Source organism: uncultured Thermomonas sp., assembly GCF_937872235.1.
GTDB classification, from domain to species: Bacteria; Pseudomonadota; Gammaproteobacteria; order Xanthomonadales; family Xanthomonadaceae; genus Thermomonas; species Thermomonas beijingensis.
This window is the reverse complement of record NZ_CALMPC010000121.1, coordinates 1-18,202: the sequence shown is the minus strand read 5'-3', so window position 1 is coordinate 18,202 and position 18,202 is coordinate 1. Positions and strand designations below refer to the sequence as shown.

Below are 18,202 nucleotides of genomic sequence, written 5' to 3'. Positions count from 1 at the left end.
ACACGCCGTGAATACGTCCTTGTAGGCTCATCGGCGACATCCCTGTCGCCGATGGTCGCGGAACCCGCATGCCGGCCATCTCCATGGAGTTTCTCGCATGACCACGTTGTACGGACTCAAGAGCTGCGACACCTGCAAGAAAGCACAAAACTGGCTTAAACGTTTTGGCGTGGAATACACCTTCGTGGATTACCGCGACCAGCCGCAGTCGCCGGAAACCCTGCTGACATGGAAAGACGCGGCGGGTGGTTGGGATGCGCTGATCAACAAATCCTCGACGACCTGGCGTGAACTTGCGCCGCAGCGCAAAACCCCGGGCAGCGATGCCGAATGGAAATTACTGCTGCGCGAATACCCGCAGCTGGTCCGGCGGCCCGTGGTGGTGTTGGCTGATGGCCGCGTGGCGCAAGGATTTTCAGACAATGGTTTCAAGAAATTGTTCGGGATCGGCGTATGAATGACGTGTTGCAACTGGCATGCGAGTTGGTCGCGCGCCCCTCGATCACACCGGACGATGCCGGTTGCCAGCCATTGATCGCGCAGCGCTTGCAAGCGGTGGGGTTTTCCATCGAATCCTTGCGCTTTGGCGATGTGGACAATCTTTGGGCCACCCACGGCAGCGGCGACGGCCCGGTGCTGGTGTTGCTGGGGCATACCGATGTGGTGCCGCCTGGCCCGCGTGAGGCGTGGGCCAGCGATCCCTTCGTCGCCGAGATTCGCGACGGCGTGTTGTACGGGCGCGGTGTGGCCGACATGAAGGGCAGCGTAGCGGCGTTCGTGATCGCGCTGGAACGCTTTGTGGCCGCGCATCCGCAACATGCCGGCACGGTGGCGTTGCTGTTGACCTCCGACGAAGAAGGCGATGCCATCGACGGTGTGCGCAAGGTGGCCGACGTGTTCCGCGCACGCGGTCAGCGCATCGACTGGTGCATCACCGGCGAGCCATCCTCCAGGCACGCCTTGGGGGATTTGCTGCGGGTTGGCCGGCGCGGCAGTCTGTCGGCCACACTCACCGTGCGCGGCGTGCAGGGGCATGTCGCGTATCCGGAAAAAGCGCGCAACCCGATCCATCAGGCGCTGCCGGCGCTGGCCGAATTGGCCGCACGGCAATGGGACCAAGGTTTCGAAACCTTCCCGCCGACCCGTCTGCAAATTTCGAACATCCACGCCGGCACCGGCGCCAACAATGTGATCCCCGGCGAGCTGCAGGTGCTGTTCAACCTGCGCTACAACCCGCATTGGACGGCAGGAGCACTCGAAGCCGAATGCGAGGCCGTGCTGTGTGCGCATGCACTTGACTACGCGATCCACTGGCACCGCAGCGGCGAACCCTTCTACACCCCGCAAGGGTCGCTACGTGCAGCGGCGCGCAAGGTGCTGGCCACGTTTGCCGGCGCAGCCCCCGAAGAAAGCACTGGCGGCGGCACCTCGGATGCGCGCTTCATTGCGCCACTGGGCGCGCAGTGCATTGAAATCGGCCCGGTCAATGCCAGCATCCATCAAGTGAATGAGCAGGTACGGGTGGAGGATTTGCAGCAGCTGCCGGCGTTGTATTTAGAATTGATGGAGACGTTGTTGCTGGGTTGATCAGCGCGTTGCCGGCAGCAACGTCAACGTGTATTTCACCGGTCCCGGCAGGAACGGTGCGGGGTCGCCCTCCACCCATGCGGCGTGGCCGGCACCCCAGAACGGTGACAGCGGGTGGCCGCTTTGGCCGCCGGGCATTTCGATGATGCCGTCTTGTTCGTGGCCCGGTGAGACCACCATGCGTTCAGACGCACCAAAGGCGGGGCCGGCTACGCGCGGCATGTTGCCATCGCCGGCCAAGGCTTGTGCGGGCATGCATAGCCAAGGTTTGCCGAAGATGGGAATGGCTTTGGCCAAGGGGTGGCAGATCGCGGCGGTATTGCGCTGCCCCCAGGTGCGCTGGCCCAGTGGGCCGGATTTTTCCAAGTTACTGCGCACTTCGCTGGCGGCATCTTCAAACAGCGCGTTCCAACTTGCATAGTGGCGTGGCAGCAGATTGATCGGCATCTGCGTCACCAGCGGCCAGACCACGCCCTCCAGTTGCGGAAGATGGGGTTTTTCGAACGCTTTACCCAGTGCCACACGCGCCGGGGCGATCAGGCCATCGGCAATCCGCGCGGTGACGGCCAACCGCCAAGCGCGCACGATGTGGTAGCTCACCGAGGCAGGGGCGGCGCGGCCCTCCCAGGTGGATGCGGCCTGCGCCAAGGCATGCAGTGCGGGCGTGTTGGCAGTCCTGGCGCGTGCTTGCAGCAGGTGTTGCCACGGGGTGAGGAATACAGCGCGATCGTCCAATTGCACGGCCAGTAAATCGTACTCCCGGAAGCGTTGCTTGGCGTGCAAAGCATCGCGAATTTGCGCGCCACGGGCACCCAGGGCGTAGCCGCCATCGCCTACGGTGGCCAGCGTTGCGCCATCCACCACGCGGGCGTTGGCGGTCCACAAACGCGGGAATTCCGGCGAACGCAGAACAGGAGTGTTGCGGGTGGACATGGCCCATGGCGGGCAGACTTGCGTGCGTGCATCGATCACGGTGTTGCTGGCGGGGCAGCTGGCGGCCCGTTGCGGAATCGGCCCCAACAACCGCCATGCGATCTGGCCTTGGGTATCGGCGATCACCAGGTTTTGCGTAGGCAGGGCAATGTCCTGCGCCAGTTGCAGGGCGTTATCCACGCTCTGTGCCAATGCAAACCGGCTCAAGCCAAGATTCACCGCTCCTGGTAATTGCGCCACCCAGCGCAGGCTGAGCACGCGGCCATCGGCTTGATGCTGCATGACAGGGCCCCATGCGGATTCTTCTACCTGCAAGGTGGCCGGCTTGGCGTGGGCGATCTCGATGCGCTCAGTGAATGCACGCAGCGGCGCGCAACCCGATGCGACGGCACGGGTGCAGGGGGTTTCCAGCTTCCAATCCTGTGTGTCGATATAGCTATTGGTAAAGCCCCACGCCACCCGCCCATTGCTGCCGGCCACCACCAGCGGCAGGCCGGGGAGGGTGAAGCCCTGCACATCGACCTTGCCGTCGGGCGCAGCCGGGTCGCGGTAGCGCAGGCGCGCACGAAACCAGATATTGGGCGCGCGCAGGGTCAGGTGCATGTCGTCGGCGACGATGGCGCGGCCGTCGGCGGTCAGACTGGCGGCCACCGCAAAATTATTGCTGCCGGGGGCGTGCCTGACATCCGCGGTGACCGTGTCCACGGGATCGCCGGGAAGGGTGCGCAAATTCACCTGCTCAGCACCGGGTAGCATCGCATCGCCACGCGCGGTGCCTTGCAGCGGCGCATCCCAACGCGTGCCATCGCGAGTCAGCAGGGCATACAGCGCCGGCGGCAGGTGCGGGCGTATTCGCCACAACGCAAGCTCACTTGTGTTGTCACCACCTTGCAGGTCGAAATACATGGCCATCGCGGCCAGCGGCGTGTCTTCGGCCATCCACGGCTGTGGCGCTTCGCGCAGCAACAGGTATGGCCACGGGCGTGCACGCAGCGCGGCAAGACCTGCGTTGACGCCGGCGACATAGGCATCCAGTTGCGGCCGTTTGTCCGCCACGATCAGTGGCAGATCCTGTTTCACCCGCGCACGCAGGCGATGCAGGCGGTGCTGTTTATCCACGTCAAGCGCCAGTGGTCCCACCAGTGCGGCCAGCTCGCCTGCGGCGCTGCGGCGCATCAAATCCATTTCGAAAAAGCGCTCCTGTGCATGCACATAGCCGAGTGCACGCAGGGCGTCGGATTCGTTTTGCGCGTCGATGGTGACGGTACCGTTGGCATCGCGTGACACGGTGGCGGTTGCCTGCAAGCCCGGCAAGGCGTGCTGGCCTTCCAGCGTGGGCAGGCTGCCGCGCAACAGGCAATAGACCGTGATGGACGCAGCCACCACCAGCAGCAACAATGCAAGCAATCCCCGGTTAAGCCATCGACGCATCACGTTCCCCGTCTTAATCTGGTGATGTATCGAATGAAGTTGCATCCGCAAGCATCGCTTGCGCACAGGCAAGCAAATAGTGCACGATCGCCGCATGTCGTTCGCCCTTGCCAACATTAACAATAATTGCAACCGCAATAATCGCGGCACGAGACAGCGTGCGCGGCAGCGGGCCCGCGCATAGGCAAGGCAAGACTAGCCGAACTTCCCAAGACCCGCATCGCAAGATGCGGGTCTTTTCGTTTTATCCCTTCGCAATCCACCCACATACTCTCTTCCAGCAAGGACCTCCACCATGTGTTCCATCTTCGGAATATTTGATCTGCAATCGGCCAGCGAAAGTCAGCAACTACGGCGCGAAGCCCTGGAGCGCTCCGGCCATCAGCGCCACCGTGGCCCGGATTGGAGCGGGGTGTATGTGGATGCCGGCGCGATCCTTGTGCATGAACGGCTTGCCATCGTCGATCCCGCCGGTGGCTCGCAGCCGCTGCTGTCCGACGACGGCCAACTGGTGCTGGCGGTCAATGGCGAGATCTACAACCATCGCGCCCTCAAAACCGAGCTCGCCCAGCCCTATGCCTTCCAGACCGAATCCGATTGCGAGGTAATCAACGCGCTGTATCGCGAAGACGCGCCGGCCTCCTTCCTCAACCGCTTGAACGGCATCTTCGCGTTCGCGTTGTGGGACAAGGCCAAGGGGGGCGCGATCATCGCCCGCGATCCGATCGGCGTGGTGCCGCTGTATTGGGGCCATGACAAGGAAGGCCGCTTGCGGGTGGCATCGGAGATGAAGGCGCTGGAAGCCGACTGCGCGGACGTGGCGCAGTTTCCGCCGGGGCATTGGTTCGATACGGCCACGGGAGAACTGACCCGGTACTACCAACAGCCGTGGCGTGATTACGCGGCGGTGGAAGGTGCAGATGTCGGGTTGGCCGAATTGCGCGAAGCATTCGAAGCCGCCGTGCATCGTCAGCTGATGACCGACGTGCCGTATGGCGTGTTGTTGTCGGGCGGTTTGGATTCCTCGTTGGTGGCCGCTGTGGCTGCACGCTATGCGCGGCATCGGGTTGAGGATGGTGATCAAACCGAAGCGTGGTGGCCGCGCTTGCACAGTTTTGCCATCGGCTTGAAGGGCTCACCGGATCTGGCTGCAGCTAAGGTGGCGGCAGACATGCTGGGTACCGTCCATCACGGGTTCGAATACACCTTCGAAGAAGGTCTCGACGCGCTGCCGGAGGTGATTCGTCATGTCGAAACCTATGATGTGACGACCATTCGCGCATCGACGCCGATGTTCCTGCTGGCACGCCGGATCAAGGCGATGGGGGTGAAGATGGTGCTGTCCGGCGAGGGCAGCGACGAGATTTTTGGTGGCTATTTGTATTTCCACAAAGCGCCCAATGCACGTGAATTCCACGAGGAGTTGGTGCGCAAACTGGATGCGCTTTACAACTACGACTGCCTGCGTGCCAACAAGTCGATGATGGCCTGGGGCGTGGAGCCACGGGTGCCGTTTCTGGACCGCGAATTCCTGGACGTGGCGATGCGCATGGATGCCAAGGTCAAGATGGTGGACAAGGCCAGCGGGCGGATTGAAAAGGCGGTGCTGCGGCAAGCCTTCGAGGGCTATCTGCCGAAGGAAATCTTGTGGCGGCAAAAAGAGCAATTCAGCGATGGTGTGGGCTACGGCTGGATCGATGGTTTGAAGGCGCATGCCGAGGCGCATGTCACCGACCGCACGCTTGCCGCCGCCGACAAGCGCTTTCCGCACAACCCGCCGCAGACGAAAGAGGCCTATTTCTACCGCACGATGTTTGCGCGCTTCTACCCCAGCCCGGCAGCGGCGGAAACCGTGCCCGGTGGCAAGTCGATCGCGTGCTCTTCACCCGCCGCCATTGCGTGGGATGCCAGCTTTGCCGCGATGGCCGACCCGTCCGGACGCGCGGTGGCAGGGGTACATGAGCAGGCGGTGACAGTGGTGTGACGGTGCGGGGGGGCTGCCGGGGCGCGAAAGGTTTGACAATGAGAAGTCGTTAGTAGTATTACTACTAACCATGATGCTTACCGACACCCAGCTCGCCATCCACGCCTTCCTTGCCGAGCGCATCGAAGCTGATGGGTTTGCGCCGTCGCAGACGGAAATCGCGCGTGCCTTTGGCTTCAAAGGCGTACGTGCGGCCCAATACCACTTGGAGGCACTGGAAGCGGCGGGGGTGCTGGAACGCAGCCCCGGCCGTGCGCGCAGCCTGCGCCTGCTGCAATGGCCAGACGGCCCCAAGCAGCTGCCCTTGCCTGCCAATGATGACGCCCTGCAATTGCCGGTACTGGGGCAAGTGGCCGCCGGTGTACCCATCGGAGCAGACATTGGCAGCGAGCAGATGGTGCTGATGGATCGCGCTTTGTTCACGCCCACACCGGATTACTTGTTGAAGGTGAAGGGCGATTCGATGCGCGATGAGGGCATCTTCGATGGCGATTTGATTGGTGTGCATCGCACCAACGAAGCCCGCAACGGGCAGATTGTGATTGCGCGCATTGATGACGAAATCACGGTGAAGTTGCTGCGCATCGGGCAAGGCCGCATTCGCCTGTTGCCGCGCAACCCCGACTACGCCCCCATCGAAGTCAAACCCGGCCAGGACTTCGCGATTGAAGGCTTGTACTGCGGTCTGGTGCGCCCCAATGCGTAAATCTCGCCCAATGCCTGCTGCATGCGCAAGTGCAATTCCGACGCCGTACACGGCATTTCCCGATGCCCGGCGGTGCAGCAACGTGCGAATTTTTAATCCGGCCCAATGCTGTCGCAGCCTGTGCGACAGCTGCCGCCTAAGCTGACCCCATTCCAGACATCACCGACTTGAGGAGCACCACAATGGACGAGAACAAAAAGCGCGCACTTGCCGCTGCCCTGGGCCAGATCGAACGCCAGTTCGGCAAGGGCTCGGTGATGCGGATGGGCGACCGCACCGTGGAAGCGGTGGAAACCATTGGTACCGGCTCGCTGATGCTGGATATCGCGCTGGGCATTGGCGGCCTGCCCAAAGGCCGCGTGGTGGAAATCTACGGGCCGGAATCTTCCGGCAAGACCACACTGACCCTGCAAACCATCGCCCAGTGCCAGAAGGCCGGCGGCACCTGCGCCTTCATCGATGCCGAGCACGCACTGGATCCGGTCTATGCGCAGAAGCTGGGCGTAAACCTTGAAGATCTGTACCTGTCGCAGCCGGATACCGGCGAACAGGCGCTGGAAATTGCCGACATGCTGGTGCGCTCGAACGCGGTGGACATGGTGGTCATCGATTCGGTCGCTGCGTTGACCCCGAAGGCCGAAATTGAAGGGGAAATGGGTGACCAATTGCCTGGCCTGCAGGCCCGTCTGATGAGCCAGGCGCTGCGCAAGCTGACCGGCAATATCAAGCGCAGCAACTGCATGGTGTTCTTCATCAATCAGTTGCGCCAGAAGATCGGCATCATGATGCCGGGCCAAAGCAACGAAGTGACCACCGGCGGTAATGCGTTGAAGTTCTATGCCTCGGTGCGGCTGGATATCCGCCGGATTGGCAGCATCAAGAAAGGTGATGAAATCATCGGCAACCAGACCCGCATCAAAGTGGTCAAGAACAAGCTGGCGCCGCCGTTCAAGCAAGTCGTCACTGAGATTTTGTATGGCGAAGGCATCAGCCGCGAAGGCGAGCTGATCGACATGGGCGTGGATGCCAAATTGGTTGACAAGGCCGGCGCTTGGTACAGCTACGACGGCGAACGCATTGGCCAGGGCAAAGAAAACGCCCGTCAATACCTCAAGGAAAACGTGGCCGCGGCGCAGAAACTGGAAGCTGCACTGCGTGAGAAATTCGTGCCGGAAGAAGCCTCCCGCGATGAAAGTGAAGGCCGCGAAGAATGAGCGCATCGGGTGGCGGTGACGCTGCGTCGTCCTCGTCAGTGGGGCAACGTCGCCGCCGCCCGGAGCCTTCACCCACCCAGCGGGCGTTAGGCTTGCTGACCCGGCGCGAACATTCCCGGCAAGAGCTGACGCGCAAGCTCCAGCAGCGCGGTGTTGCCAGCGCGGATGCAGCAGCGGTGATTGACAAACTGGCTAGTGCGGGCTGGCAAAACGATGCAAGGTTTGCCGAATCACTCGTGCGCAATCGTGCCAATAGCGGCTATGGACCGGCCTATATCCGCGCAGAGCTTTCCACTCATGGCCTCAGCGGTGAGGCCATCAACATTGCAATGGATGGTTTTGAAGGCGATTGGGCAGCGATTGCCCGGGATCTGGTCGACCGTCGCCACCCACAGGCTTTGACAGGCGACCGTGGGGTTCAGCGCAAAGCTGCGGATTTTCTGCTGCGGCGCGGGTTTGCAATGGACCATGTGCGGGCTGCGATAGGCCATCCGTAGCAGCGGCCGATGGCCGCGACCTCGGTTGTGATGCCGCATTTTCAGCGGTCAGGCGCTACGCGCAGCACCAGCCGTTTGTGTCAGGTGTGGCCAGCGCTGCAGCACCGCAGCACGGATACCCGCTACATCCAGCCCGGCTTCGGCCAGCAGGTCTTCACGGCTGGCGTGATGCTGGAAGGCGTCGGGCAGGCCCAAGTGCAGGATGGGCAGGTTGCTGCCTTCGGCGGCCAGCAATTCGGCCACACCACTGCCGGCGCCCCCGGCCACCACATTGTCTTCCAGTGTCACCAAGCCTGCATGGGTCTTGCTCAGTTCCAGAATCAGCGCGCGGTCGAGGGGTTTGACAAAGCGCATGTTCACCACGGTCAGGCCAAGTTCTGCCGCCACCTGTTCTGCCGCCGGCACAATCGCGCCAAATGCCAACAGTGCAATGCGTGAACCTTGCCTGCGGAGCTGCGCCTTGCCGATCGGCAGCGTGTCCAGCGTGGACTGCACTGCCACGCCGGGGCCGGTGCCGCGTGGGTAGCGGACGGCGGCGGGGCCGTTGTAGTGAAAGCCGGTGCTGAGCAGTTGCCGGCATTCGTTCTCGTCGGCCGGGGCCATCACCACCATGTTGGGCACGCAGCGCAGGAAACTCAGATCCAGATTGCCGGCATGGGTGGCGCCATCCGGACCGACCACACCGCCACGGTCGATGGCAAACAACACGTCCAATTGTTGGATGGCCACATCGTGCACCAGCTGGTCATAGCCGCGTTGCAGGAACGAGGCATAAATCGCGACGACGGGTTTGGCGCCTTCGCAGGCCATGCCAGCGGCCAGTGTGATGGCGTGTTGCTCGGCGATGGCGACATCAAAATAGCGCTGCGGATACTCTTGGCTGAACCGCACCAGCCCGGAGCCTTCGCGCATCGCCGGGGTGATGCCCAGCAACTTCGGATCAGCGGCGGCCATGTCGCACAGCCAGTCGCCAAACACGTCGGTATAGGTGGGCTTCTTCGCACCAGCTTTGCCAATCACACCCACCGACGGATCAAACGGGGCAACTGCGTGATAGCCGATTTGATCGCCCTCGGCCAGATCATAGCCCTTGCCCTTGGTGGTGATGATATGCAGTAGCTGCGGGCCTTTCAGGCCTTTGAGGGTTTTCAGGGTATCCAGCAGGGCGGCGGTATCGTGGCCATCAATCGGGCCGGTGTAGTGGAAGCCCATTTGTTCGAACAAGGTGGACGGCACGAACATGCCTTTCCAATGTTCTTCCCAGCGTTTGACGAAGCGCGCCGGTGGGTTGTGCTTGTCGCCCAATAATTTTTTGCCGCCTTCGCGAATGGCGTTGAGGGTGCGGTTGCCGGACATGCGGCCCAGCATCTTGGTCAGCCCGCCCACTGCCTCGCTGATCGACATGCGGTTGTCATTGAGGATGACCAGCAGGTTGGGATCGGGTTCCATGCCGCCGGCGTGGCCCAGTGCTTCCCACGCCATGCCGGCGGTCATCGCGCCATCGCCAATCACCGCCACCACTTTGCGCCCGCTGCCGGTCTGTGCACTGGCAATCGCCATGCCCAAGGCCGCCGAAATCGAGGTGGACGAATGCCCCACGCCAAAGCTGTCATAGTCAGACTCGTCGCGCTTGGGGAAGGGGGCCACGCCGCCTTTTTGCTTGACGGTGTGAATGGCATCGCGCCGCCCGGTCAGGATTTTGTGCGGGTAGCACTGGTGGCCAACATCCCACACCAGGCGATCGCTTGGGGTGTCGAACAAATAGTGCAACACGGTGGTCAGCTCCACCACACCGAGGCCCGCACCAAAGTGACCGCCGGACTTGCCAACCGATTCAATCAGGTACGCGCGCAGCTCATCGGCCACCGCACGCACCTCCGTCTCAGGCAGGGCGCGCAGGTCGGCGGGGCGGTCGATCTTGGATAGCAGGGGGTAGCGGGCAGCATCAATCATGGTGCGTATTGTCGCGCCGACGGGCGGAGCGGGCAATGCGGGCGCGCATGGGCGGTAAACCAGCAAAGCCCGCGATGCGGGCCTTGCCGGGGAGGCGCTGGGTTTGGCTGAATCAGCCGCAACTGCCGCAGCAGGTGCTGCCTTCGGGGTGCTCCGGGGCCATGGTGGCAGGGTAGCCGGCCGCGCGCAGGGCATCACTGATGGTGTTTTCGTCCACTGCAGAGTCCACCAACAGACGGCCGCGGGCCAGGTTAGCGGTGATTTTGGCGTGTGGGTCGGCCGCATGGACGGCAAACGCGATGGAGCGGGCGGTGGTTTCATCCACCAGGCCAAGGACGTCGAACAGCATGGGAACTCCAGCAACAAAATGCGCGTGGCGCGGTGGCCGCATGATCGAACAGTGCGGCAGCGAACGCCTTGACCGATGTCAGATCATCGCCACTTCGCCGATATGCCGGATGGTCAGTCTTCCTGCGCCGCCAGCGTGCGCAGTTCGGCGGCGCGATCGTGCCCCAGATAGCGGTGGATGCCGACGCGGGCCAAATACAGCAGCGGAATCAGTGCGATGGCGGCCAGCATTTTGTAGACGTAATTGAGCGTCCCGATGGCCAGGAATTGTGCCGTGGGCCAATGCTGAGGGCCGATCACAAAGGCGATGTACAGCACCACGAAACTGTCGACCAATTGCGACACTGCGGTAGAACCGGTGGCGCGCAGCCACGCGTGACGGTCACCGGTGTGGCGACGAATGCGGTGGAACACCCGCACGTCGATCAGTTGCCCGACCAGGAATGCCACCAGTGACCCCACAATGATCCACATGCCCTGCCCGAAGATGGCGGCATACGCGGCCTGATAGTCGGGTACCCCCTGCGTTTGCGCCGCGCCCATCCACCACGTGGCTGGGGCCAGATGGATGGCGATGTAGGCGAACAGGAAGCCGTACGCCACCAGCCCTGCGGCCAACCAACTGATCATGCGCACACCGCGCATGCCGAAGTATTCGTTGACGGTGTCGGTCATGATGAACACGATTGGCCAGATCACGGTGCCGGCGGTGAAATCCAGCGTGCCGCGATTGCCGAACAAATCCCAATGCAGGGGCGCGATGCCCAAAGTGGCTTCCAGCGCAAAAATCTTGACCCCGATGAATTCGGCCAGCACCGCATTGGCACAGAAAAACGCCGTCAGCCCTACAAATAAGCGGATGGTGCGGTCTTCCAGAAGGCGCATATTCAGGTGGTTCCGGCCGTGTCAGCAGGGCGCGCCGCCGGCGGCGAGAATGGAATCGTATCGGGGGCCACGGCGCCCCCGCTGATGATGAAGCTCATCGCCTGATCCACGTTCCAGTCGGTGGGGGTGATTTTCTCCATCGGCACGATTTCCAAATAGCCCGATGTGGGATTGGGTGTGGTGGGCACATACACCGCAGCCAATTCGCGGCCGGTGCCTTGTTCGCGCATCACCCGGGTGACGAAACCGAGGGTCTTCATTTCGTTGTGCGGAAAATCGATCAGCACGACGCGCTGGGTGCCGTCAGGCTTGGTTTGCAGGATATCCAGCAATTTGCGCGCGCTGCCGTAGATGGTGCTGGCCAGTGGGATTCGCGCCACCAGCGCTTCGAACCAGCCCAGCAGGCGCTGGCCAATCACGCGGCGGGTCAGCCAGCCGACCAGCAGGATCACCAGCACGGTGGCGACCAGGGCCAGTGCGTTTTGCACCCACGGTTCCACCAGCCAGCCAAAGGTCATGGGGTTGCCTTCGGCGATACCTCGCAGGGTCGGCTCCACCATGGGCTTGCTTAAATCGCCCAGCAAGACAAAGACAAATTTCACCACCACCCAGGTCAACCAGAGCGGCAGCAGGGTGAGCAAGCCCGTCAGGAACAGGCGTTGCAGGCGGTGGCCAAGCGTGAGGGGGGCAGACATCCGGCTAGTTTACGGGCAACGCGGTGCGGCGTTTAGTCCAATTTTGCCAGTCGTATCCCCACATTGTCATAACCGCGCACGGAATCCAGTGCTTGCAACTTGCCACTGGTCATGCGCTGGGTGCAGGCATGGTCGGCGCACAGGCTCAGCCAGCCCGCCACCGGAGTGGTGGGCTGCGCACGCAGTTCGCCGGCACTGGGCAGGCGATAGTGGTGGCCATCCTGTGCTTGCAGCCAACGCGCATAGGCTTGCGCATCGGCAGCGTTGACGCAGACCACCGGCTTGCGATCATTGCCGGTGTTGTTCCAGCGCAGGCTGCGGCCCAGGAAGCCTTTGCCGCAGTCGGCCGCGTCACGCGCGGTGGCGGTGGCAAAGCGTGCGTAGTCGCTTCGGCTGACAGTGATAATACTGACCGGTGTCGTCGCCACCGGCACCGAGGCAGCCGCCGCTACCTGTGCCGAGGCGCTGGCGGGGCCATTTTGCGCAGCGCTGATACGCGCTTGCAGGTTGCGTTTACGCGCGGGATCCAAGCCTAGCCAGGCGACCTGATCCAACAGTATTTGCGCGGTCTTGCGCGTCTCGGGTTTGGCCAGTTGCACGGTGAGCCGCTCATCCAGCGCTTTGTCCAGTCGAGCATGCAGCAGGCTGATGGCAGTGCCGGTGCCGCCTCGCCGGCTATCCAGGGTCTGTGCGCGCGCGAATGCGAGTTTGGCGGTGACAGTATCGCCATTGTGCAGTGCCCGCTCTGCTCGATCCCCTAGCGCATCGAATAGCAGCGCAGTCAAACGCAAGGTTTGCGGGTGGGTTGGGGCAACGTGCCACGCAGCTTCAATGCTGTCCCATGCATTGCCATTGCGGGGTTCCAGCAGCTGCCCGGTACGCAGTTGCTCTTCGGCATTGGCTACAAACGCGGCAATGCTGGCATCAGTGCGATCGGTTGCAGGCAGGGCAAGCACGGGGCTAGACGATGCGGGACTACTGGTCGGTGCGGGCAAACCGGTGGCGGGTTGTGTTGCTGCCACCGCGGCGGGCTGGATGACCGCAGCTGTGGATTGATTTGCAAGGTGCAGGTAGTAAGCAGCGCCCAGTGCAGCGAGCAGTACGACGCCAGCCGCTGCAAGCCACAGACCGCGGCGGCGGCTGGTATCTGCCGTTGCCCGCGAGGTCGCCTGCGCTGAAGCGTCAAAGGCGGCCGGAACCTCCACCGCGGCGAACGCCTTCCCTGATTGCTTTTCCAATTGCACTAGCGCGCTCAGCATTTCTTGCGCGCTGGCGAACCGGTCACCTGGTTGCTTGGCCATCGCCTTGTCGATGAAAGGCTGCCAATGCTTGAGTACTGACGGTAAGCGCGGGATGGGTTCCTGCACATGCCTGATCGCCATGGTCAGCGCATCGCCAGCGTTGTACGGCAGGCGGCCCACCAGCATTTCCCAAGTCAAGACACCCATGCTGTAAAGATCAGCACGGCGATCTACTTCTTGCCCACGTGCTTGTTCCGGCGGCATGTAGGCCGTGCTGCCCACCGCCAGCCCGGCATTGGTCAGGCGTGGGTTGCTGCCACGCCGCAGGGCGATACCGAAATCAGTCAGCAGCGGTCGGTCGGCCTCATCGAATAGCACATTTTCGGCTTTGACATCGCGATGCACCACCCCGCGCACATGCGCGTAGTCCAGCGCCTGCAACAGTTGGCTCAGGATCGCGGTGATTTTTGGTTGGTCGCCGGCCAGCTTGCGTTGTGCCAAATGCCCATGCGAGAGATACGGCATCGAATAGAACAGGAGGTTTTCGGGGGTGTGGCCAACCTCGTGAATACGTACGATGCCGGGGTGTTCCAGCCGTGCGATGGTGCGGGTTTCATTTTCGAAACGCGCGCGATTGGTGCCATCGGTCAGTGCATCGGGCAACATCACCTTCAACGCAACCTTGCGATCCAGCGAGACTTGCTCGGCCAGATATACGGTGGACATGCCGCCTTGGCCAATAACGCGCAACAGCTTGTAGCCGTCAATGCGTGGAAAGGTTTGATCTGTCACTGCGTCTTGCTCCAGCAAGCCCCCCCGAGCCCGCCGCGAGCATACGACGGACACGCAGGCCAAGGGAATGCTTGTGCTTGACCAGTGTGAAGCGGTGCCAGCGTACCAATCACACCGGCAATTACACCAGCAGCAATGCCGACATCTGCCGGCGCACGCGGCTGACCAGATCTGCGTCGTCCAGAATCCGGAACGCATCGATCAGCGATTTGCGCGCCAGCCCGTCGGCGTAAGCCTTGTCGCGCCTCAGCATGTCGATGAATTGCGCCAGCCCGGCTTCGGCATCACCGCCGACCAATTGGCGTACGCCCAGCAGGTGGCGCGCGCGCAGGTCGGCGGGGTCACTGGCAATCGCGGCGTGCAGCACTTCGAGCGGTGGCGCGTCCTTCAGCAGGGCGGCAAAGCCCAGACGAGCGCGTGCCTTGATGGTGCGCTCATCGGTGGCCAGGTTGGCCGGCAGCTTGTCCAGCAAGTGTTCGGCTTCCACCGCTGCGCCGGTTTGCAGCAGTGCCAGTGCCAGATCGAGCTGGTGTTCGGCCTTGTCCGGCTCGATCTCGGCCAGCTTGCGCAGACGCAGCACTTCGGCGTGCGGGTCAAGTGGGGCGGCGGGGGCTTCGGCCACGGCGTCATCGGCAGGTGCCGCTGGTTGGATGCCCACTTGCGCCAGCATCTCGCGCAATTGGCCTTCCGGCAGTGCGCCGGGGATCGCGCCCAGCACTTGGCCGTCCTTGACCACCGCAATGGTGGGCACCGAGCGAATCTGGAACGCGGCGGCCAGCTCCTGCTCCTTGTCCACATCCACCTTGGCCAACACGAAGGCGCCGTGGTATTCGGCGGCCAGTTTTTCCAGCACTGGCCCAAGCGTCTTGCACGGCCCGCACCACGTGGCCCAGAAATCCACCAGCACGGGGGTTTCCAGCGATTTGCGGATCACCGTGTCTTCAAAGGTGGCAGCGGTGGCATCGAATACGTGCGGATTGTTGGCGTCGGTCATGGCGGCGTCGTTCTTGGGAATGCACAGGAGATGGCGGCGATTGGGCAGGTTAACAAGTGATGTAAAAAATAGTTGACATCACGGAACCGGTATGTAAAGTGCGTATTACATATAGTCTGTTGGAGTTTACATCAATGCTCGGGTTGTCTCCGCGTCACCAATTGATGGTCTGGCTGTTGTTGGCCGGGGTCGGCTTGGCGCTATTTTTCAGCGGTGACTACCGCGATATCCCGTTTCCGGTTGGCTGGTTGGGCGCCTGCCTGTTCGTGGCAGCGGTGTGGTTTTCGGTTGCCAAACTGCATGCGCTGCCGCGTAGCGAAGATGAGGCGCAGATTGCGCCGGGGGAGTGGCAGGCATGGATTGGCGTGGCGTTTGTCGGTGCGGTGATTGTGGCTTGTGTCATGCGCGCCGATGCCTTTCTGCCGCAGGTGCCGATTGGCCATAATCCCGAGGCCAGAGTGGCAGGCAAGCACATCGGCACCTTGTTCGTGGCGTGGCTGGTCTTGTTGCATGTGTTGAAAAAGCGCTGGGCCGGCAGCGTGCTGGCCGATGAGCGGGACGCGCACATCGCCCTGATCGCCGGCCACTGGGCGCGTTGCATCACGGCGCTAGGCATCATTGCCATTGCGGTGACATTGGGCTTTTCCGACACCGAGCGCTTGCTGCAATTCAGTTATCCCTTCATCGCGCAAGCGCTGATGTCGGTGCTGCTGGCGGGGCTGTGGTGCGAGCAACTGGCAGCGGCGCTGTTGTATTGGCGTGATCGCCGTGGAGTACAGGCATGAAGTTCTGGATGCAGGGGAAGGCTGAGCGTGACCCCCGGGCGTTTGGTGAGCGTTTTGCGTGGCGGATGGTCATGCTGTTCGCGGGAATGGCGGTGTATCTGACGTTCGGCTCGATTATCGGCGGCCGGCCGATCGCCATCCTGGCGACGCTGATCGCCTTGCCGTTGTCGTACGGCTTCCGCCTGCGTGCCGCTGCCGAAGAGCGGCGTCGGGGCGAGACGATGGAGGATGAGCGCGATGCCTGGATCTTGGCGCAGGGTGATCGTGGGTTTCGGATCGCGGTTTCGTGCTGGTATGGCGTGTTGACGTTGGCGCTGTGCTTTGACACTCCTCGTGCTGCGCTGCAGACGAACGATTGCGCGCTCCCTAGCATGGTCCTGCTGGGCCTGATCGTCGCCAACATCGTAGGGCAGCTGACAGTGGCGGTGCTGTATCGCCGTGACAGGCAATGACGGGTACCCGAATCGCCAATCAGATTCGCCGCCTGCGTTTCGAGCGCGGCGAATTGACCCAGCAGGCGCTGGCCGATGCCTGTGGCGTCACCCGACAGACCATCATTGCGCTGGAAGCGGGGCGCTATGCGCCGTCGCTGGAGTTGGGCTTTCGCATCGCTGATGCGCTGGGTGTGCGGATCGAGGAGGTGTTTCAGTGGCACGCCAGATCATGAAATCCATTGCATTGCCGCAGCTGGGAGCTTGGTTGGCATTGGCGTTTTTCCTTGTCGCCTTGTTGTTGGCCAACCTCGGTGTTCCCGAATATTCCCATCTGCTGCATCCGCTGGCGCTGCGCGGGGCCACCGGTGTGCCGGGGGCGCTGTGGTTCAACCTGGGCGCATTTGTGTTGCCGGGTGGGTTGCTGCTGTTGCAGGCACATCTGCTGCGCAAGGCCGTGCAGGAGGCAAGCTGGCGGGTGCGACTTGGGCTGACGCTGATGCAGTTGTCGGCGCTGGCATTTGCCATGCAAGGGTTATTGCCGCTGGATCAGCGGGGTGTGGATGCGGCGGCCAGCCGCTTGCATGTGCTGATGTGGATGCTGTGGTGGATTGCGTTTGTACCCGGTGCGCTGCTGTTGGCGTTGGGCCTGCTGCGGCAGCGGCGCGGGTTGGCGGTGGTGAGTGCGGCGGTTGGTGTATTGGTGCCGCTGCTGGCGGTATGGGCCCCCATTGGTGCGTGGGTGGGGCTGGCGCAGCGGCTGGCATTTGTACTGTGGTTTGGTGGGTGGCTGCTGGTCAGCCGCTGCCTTATTGGTACTTCAGCTTCAGCGCCAAAATCGTTGCCGCCAGCAGGAAGGTGATCGCATTCGACACGATCATCGGCCATGAATGCAGGAAAATGCCGTAGCCAAACCAGCAGGCAATACCAAACGTGAACACCACATACATCCACAACGAGATTCCCGAGGTGTCCCGCGTGCGGATGGTTTTGATGGCCTGCGGCACAAACGACAGCGTGGTGCAGGTCGCAGCCAAATAGCCAAACCATTCCAGCGTCATGCGGCCGCCATGGCGGGCAAATAGCGGGCGGGCAGGGTGCGGCACGGCATCGGCAATCCTCATCTGGAGGTGGTTGCAGTGTGCCATGCGGGCAGGGGATGGTGCGCTGCGGTAAGCTTTCCAACCCGATCCCGCATGTTGTCCGCCGTGTCCGAACCCGCTGCCTACGAATCCCGTACCGTCGAATCCGCTGCCCAGTCGTTTTGGGCCACCAGCCGCGCGTTTGAAGTGCGCGAGGATTCGACCAAGCCCAAGTACTACTGCCTGTCGATGCTGCCGTACCCGTCGGGCGCGCTGCACGTGGGCCATGTGCGCAACTACACCATCGGCGACGTGATCAGCCGCCACAAGCGCATGACCGGCCACAACGTGCTGCAGCCGATGGGCTGGGACGCGTTCGGCCTGCCGGCCGAGAACGCCGCGATCAAGAACAAGACCGCGCCGGCCAAGTGGACCTACGCCAACATCGAGCATATGCGCACCCAGCTGCGGTCGCTGGGCTACGCCATCGACTGGAGCCGCGAGTTCGCCACCTGCAAGCCGGACTACTACGCCCACGAGCAGCGCATGTTCGTGCGCCTGCTGAAGAAGGGCGTGGCCTACCGCAAGAATTCGGTAGTGAACTGGGATCCGGTCGACCAGACCGTGCTGGCCAACGAGCAGGT

At 62.5% G+C, this 18,202-nt stretch carries 19 protein-coding genes; 11 read left to right on the top strand and 8 right to left on the bottom strand.

Features of this window, described 5'->3' with window-relative positions:
* Positions 1–97 precede the first annotated feature (97 nt).
* Both QWB57_RS10495 and dapE read left to right on the top strand, forming a co-directional pair.
* Complete coding sequence (locus QWB57_RS10495; RefSeq protein ID WP_288969469.1) at positions 98–457, top strand: Spx/MgsR family RNA polymerase-binding regulatory protein; 360 nt, start codon at positions 98–100, stop codon at positions 455–457.
* Positions 454–1,587 (top strand): succinyl-diaminopimelate desuccinylase, encoded by a 1,134-nt coding sequence (gene dapE, locus QWB57_RS10490; RefSeq protein WP_288969467.1) that lies wholly within the window; start codon positions 454–456, stop codon positions 1,585–1,587. The genes QWB57_RS10495 and dapE overlap by 4 nt, the downstream gene beginning before the upstream one ends.
* On the opposite strand, the gene QWB57_RS10485 is transcribed toward dapE, so the two are convergent.
* On the bottom strand, positions 1,588–3,951 hold the full coding sequence (locus QWB57_RS10485; protein WP_288969465.1) for a penicillin acylase family protein: 2,364 nt from the start codon (positions 3,949–3,951) through the stop codon (positions 1,588–1,590).
* A gap of 295 nt (positions 3,952–4,246) precedes the next feature.
* Between QWB57_RS10485 and asnB the strand changes: the two genes are divergently transcribed.
* The 4 genes from asnB (at position 4,247) to QWB57_RS10465 (ending at position 8,352) form a co-directional block, all read left to right on the top strand.
* Positions 4,247–5,935, top strand: coding sequence for an asparagine synthase B (gene asnB / locus QWB57_RS10480; protein ID WP_288969463.1), 1,689 nt, complete (start codon positions 4,247–4,249; stop codon positions 5,933–5,935).
* A gap of 70 nt (positions 5,936–6,005) precedes the next feature.
* The gene (gene lexA / locus QWB57_RS10475; protein ID WP_223626878.1) at positions 6,006–6,641 is read left to right on the top strand and encodes a transcriptional repressor LexA; all 636 of its coding nucleotides are present in this window, start codon (positions 6,006–6,008) and stop codon (positions 6,639–6,641) included.
* Positions 6,642–6,823: 182 nt separating this feature from the next.
* A complete protein-coding gene (gene recA / locus QWB57_RS10470; protein WP_223626879.1) occupies positions 6,824–7,855 on the top strand; it encodes a recombinase RecA in 1,032 nt (343 codons plus the stop codon).
* A complete protein-coding gene (locus tag QWB57_RS10465) occupies positions 7,852–8,352 on the top strand; it encodes a regulatory protein RecX (protein ID WP_223626880.1) in 501 nt (166 codons plus the stop codon). The genes recA and QWB57_RS10465 overlap by 4 nt, the downstream gene beginning before the upstream one ends.
* 48 nt (positions 8,353–8,400) lie before the next feature.
* Here the strand turns inward: QWB57_RS10465 and dxs are convergent, their stop codons facing one another.
* From dxs to trxA, 6 genes are all read right to left on the bottom strand, one after another.
* Positions 8,401–10,305, bottom strand: coding sequence for a 1-deoxy-D-xylulose-5-phosphate synthase (dxs, locus tag QWB57_RS10460; RefSeq protein ID WP_223626882.1), 1,905 nt, complete (start codon positions 10,303–10,305; stop codon positions 8,401–8,403).
* A 112-nt stretch (positions 10,306–10,417) separates the two neighbouring features.
* Positions 10,418–10,654, bottom strand: a complete 237-nt coding sequence (locus tag QWB57_RS10455) for a hypothetical protein (RefSeq protein WP_223626884.1) — start codon at positions 10,652–10,654, stop codon at positions 10,418–10,420.
* Between the two features lie 113 nt (positions 10,655–10,767).
* Entirely contained in the window at positions 10,768–11,538 is a 771-nt protein-coding gene (locus QWB57_RS10450) for a queuosine precursor transporter (RefSeq protein ID WP_288969461.1), read from the bottom strand.
* 2 nt (positions 11,539–11,540) lie between these two features.
* Positions 11,541–12,233 (bottom strand): DUF502 domain-containing protein, encoded by a 693-nt coding sequence (locus QWB57_RS10445; RefSeq protein WP_223626887.1) that lies wholly within the window; start codon positions 12,231–12,233, stop codon positions 11,541–11,543.
* 32 nt (positions 12,234–12,265) lie between these two features.
* Positions 12,266–14,266: a bifunctional serine/threonine-protein kinase/formylglycine-generating enzyme family protein gene (locus QWB57_RS10440; RefSeq protein ID WP_288969459.1), complete on the bottom strand. Its 2,001-nt coding sequence runs from the start codon at positions 14,264–14,266 to the stop codon at positions 12,266–12,268.
* A 121-nt stretch (positions 14,267–14,387) separates the two neighbouring features.
* Positions 14,388–15,260, bottom strand: a complete 873-nt coding sequence (trxA, locus tag QWB57_RS10435; RefSeq protein WP_288969457.1) for a thioredoxin — start codon at positions 15,258–15,260, stop codon at positions 14,388–14,390.
* Between the two features lie 134 nt (positions 15,261–15,394).
* Here trxA and QWB57_RS10430 point away from each other — a divergent pair, with 134 nt between their 5' ends.
* From QWB57_RS10430 to QWB57_RS10415, 4 genes are read left to right on the top strand one after another with little or no spacing between them, the layout of a single operon-like run.
* Positions 15,395–16,045, top strand: coding sequence for a hypothetical protein (locus tag QWB57_RS10430; RefSeq protein WP_288969455.1), 651 nt, complete (start codon positions 15,395–15,397; stop codon positions 16,043–16,045).
* On the top strand, positions 16,042–16,497 hold the full coding sequence (locus QWB57_RS10425; protein WP_223626895.1) for a hypothetical protein: 456 nt from the start codon (positions 16,042–16,044) through the stop codon (positions 16,495–16,497). Before QWB57_RS10430 ends, QWB57_RS10425 begins: the two co-directional genes overlap by 4 nt.
* Entirely contained in the window at positions 16,494–16,712 is a 219-nt protein-coding gene (locus tag QWB57_RS10420) for a helix-turn-helix transcriptional regulator (RefSeq protein WP_263296602.1), read from the top strand. The genes QWB57_RS10425 and QWB57_RS10420 overlap by 4 nt, the downstream gene beginning before the upstream one ends.
* The gene (locus QWB57_RS10415; protein WP_263296673.1) at positions 16,709–17,338 is read left to right on the top strand and encodes a DUF998 domain-containing protein; all 630 of its coding nucleotides are present in this window, start codon (positions 16,709–16,711) and stop codon (positions 17,336–17,338) included. The genes QWB57_RS10420 and QWB57_RS10415 overlap by 4 nt, the downstream gene beginning before the upstream one ends.
* On the opposite strand, the gene QWB57_RS10410 is transcribed toward QWB57_RS10415, so the two are convergent.
* Positions 17,286–17,600 (bottom strand): SemiSWEET transporter, encoded by a 315-nt coding sequence (locus QWB57_RS10410; protein ID WP_288969452.1) that lies wholly within the window; start codon positions 17,598–17,600, stop codon positions 17,286–17,288. The genes QWB57_RS10415 and QWB57_RS10410 overlap by 53 nt on opposite strands.
* Positions 17,601–17,672: 72 nt before the next feature.
* On the opposite strand from QWB57_RS10410, the gene QWB57_RS10405 reads away from it, so the two are divergent.
* On the top strand, positions 17,673–18,202 hold a 530-nt coding region (locus QWB57_RS10405), incomplete at its 3' end, for a class I tRNA ligase family protein (protein WP_288969450.1).